This is a genomic window from Devosia sp. (genome assembly GCF_034675085.1).
Taxonomy (GTDB): Bacteria; Pseudomonadota; Alphaproteobacteria; order Rhizobiales; family Devosiaceae; genus Devosia.
This window is the reverse complement of sequence record NZ_JAUCDN010000435.1, coordinates 1-2,137: the sequence shown is the minus strand read 5'-3', so window position 1 is coordinate 2,137 and position 2,137 is coordinate 1. Positions and strand designations below refer to the sequence as shown.

Genomic DNA, 2,137 nt, shown 5'->3' with positions numbered 1-2,137 from the left:
CGGCAAAAACGGAAAGGGCAGGGCGCTCGTGAAACGGATCTGGCAGATAGTTTCGGCCCTGTTGCTCCTGACGTTTCCAGCCTTCGGCCAGGCCCAGTTCGACACCAAGGCCAAATTCGCCATCCTCATGGACGAGGAATCCGGCACCGTCATCTTCCAGAAGGATGCCGACCTGCCGATGGAGCCGGCCAGCATGGCCAAGCTCATGACCATCGCCGTGGTTTTCCACGAAATCCAGGACGGCCGGCTGAGCATGGGCGACGAATTCTTCGTCTCCGAAAACGCCTGGCGCACCGGCGGCGCCGCCTCGGGCGGCTCGACCATGTTCGCCGAGCTCAATTCAAAAATCAGCGTCGAGAACCTCATCCGCTCGGTCATCATCCAGTCCGGCAATGATGCCGCCATTGTCCTGGCCGAGGGCATTGCCGGCTCGGAAGCCAGCTTCGCCGCCATCATGAACGAGTTGGCCCTCGATATCGGGCTGGAAAACTCCCATTTCACCAATTCCACCGGCCTGCCCGACCCGGAAATGCACGTCACCGCCCGCGACCTGGCCGATCTGGCGCGCTACCTCATCCGCGAATTTCCCCAATACTACCACTACTTCTCCGAGCCCGAGATGGAGTGGAACAAGATCAAGCAATCCAACCGTAACTCATTGGTGGAGCTAGGCATTGGCGTCGATGGCCTCAAGACCGGCCATACCGAATCCGCCGGCTACGGCTCGGTCATCTCCACCGCCGAGGGCGGGCGCCGGCTGATCGCGGTGGTCCATGGCCTCACCTCCATGGCCCAGCGCACCGAAGAGGGGCGCAAGCTCATCACCTGGGGCGCCCGCGCCTTCGAGCGCCTCGCCGCCTATCCCGAAGGCGCCGTGGTCGCCTATGCCGATGTCTATGGCGGGGAGGTGCCCAGCGTCGGCCTCGTGGGCAAGGGCGAGGTCGCCCTTTACCTGCCGCGCGGCTCGCGCCGGTGCCTGAGCGCCGAAGTGGCCTATAAGGGGCCGCTGATGCCCCCGGTCATGGAAGGCGACAAGATCGCCGAGCTGCGCGTTTACTGCGACGACAAGCTGGTGCAGGCCGCCCCGCTTTACGCCGCCCAGACCGTGCGCCCCGGCGATATCGTGCGCAAGGCCACCGACGCCCTCAAGCAGCTGGCCCTTGGCTGGCTGTGAGACTCGTATAGAACAGGTCCATGCTCGACGCGCCCCAAGCCCGCCGCGCCCGCTTCATCACCTTCGAGGGTGGTGAGGGCGTGGGAAAATCCACCCAGGTCAAGCGCCTGCTGCACAGCCTGCAGCAGCGCTCCGTTTCGGCCATCCGCACGCGCGAGCCGGGCGGCACGCCCAAGGCCGAGGCCATCCGCTCCTTCATCCTGCAAGGGCGTTCGGAAAGCTGGGGGGCGGGGGCCGAGGCGGTGCTGTTCGCCGCCGCACGCTACGATCATGTCAGCCAGTTGATCGCGCCCAATCTGCGCGCCGGCACCTGGGTGCTGTCCGACCGCTTCCACGATTCCACCCGCGCCTATCAGGGGCTGACCGGCGGTGTCGATGTACGATTGATCGAAGCGCTGGAGCGCCTGGCGCTGGACGGCAATACGCCTGACCTGACCATCATGCTCGACATGGAGCCGGAAGCGGCGTTCCGGCGCGTCGCCGAGCGCGCCATCGAGGATGGGCTGGCCCTCACAGGCGACCGCTTCGAAAAAGAAGAACTCGACTGGCATAAGCGCCTGCGGCAAGGATTTCTGGCCATTGCGCGCGCAAATCCGGGGCGCTGCATCGTGCTCTCCGCCGCCCAGTCCGAGGATGCGTTGGAGGCCGCGATCTGGGAAGCCGTCACCACGCGTTTTCCCGAACTGGCCGGAATGAGCCCGGCGTGACCGATCCTGACGCCCTTGCCGACACGCTGCTGCCCGAGCGGCGCCAACGGGCCCATGGCCATGAGGCCGCACGCGCCGCCATCCTCGCCCAATTGGCCGAAAAGCGCCTGCCCGGCGCCATTCTGCTCCACGGCCCGCGCGGTATCGGCAAGGCTACCTTCGCTTTCGAGATGGCCGCCGCCATCCTCACGGCCACCGGCGACGAAGCCGGCCCGCGCGTCGCGGGTGCGCAGCAGGTCGGCCAGCCGTTCCAGCA

2 protein-coding genes and 1 pseudogene are annotated in these 2,137 nt (G+C 66.2%); all 3 read left to right on the top strand.

Annotated elements, in window-relative coordinates; genetic code table 11:
- Nucleotides 1-1,174 (top strand): D-alanyl-D-alanine carboxypeptidase family protein (locus VDP82_RS17415; protein WP_323016081.1); only part of this gene is annotated, 1,174 nt, incomplete at its 5' end.
- A 20-nt stretch (nt 1,175-1,194) separates the two neighbouring features.
- The gene (gene tmk / locus VDP82_RS17410; RefSeq protein WP_323016080.1) at nt 1,195-1,881 is read left to right on the top strand and encodes a dTMP kinase; all 687 of its coding nucleotides are present in this window, start codon (nt 1,195-1,197) and stop codon (nt 1,879-1,881) included.
- Nucleotides 1,878-2,137 (top strand): annotated as a pseudogene (locus VDP82_RS17405) (DNA polymerase III subunit delta'); the annotation flags it as partial. The gene tmk and the pseudogene VDP82_RS17405, both read left to right, overlap by 4 nt.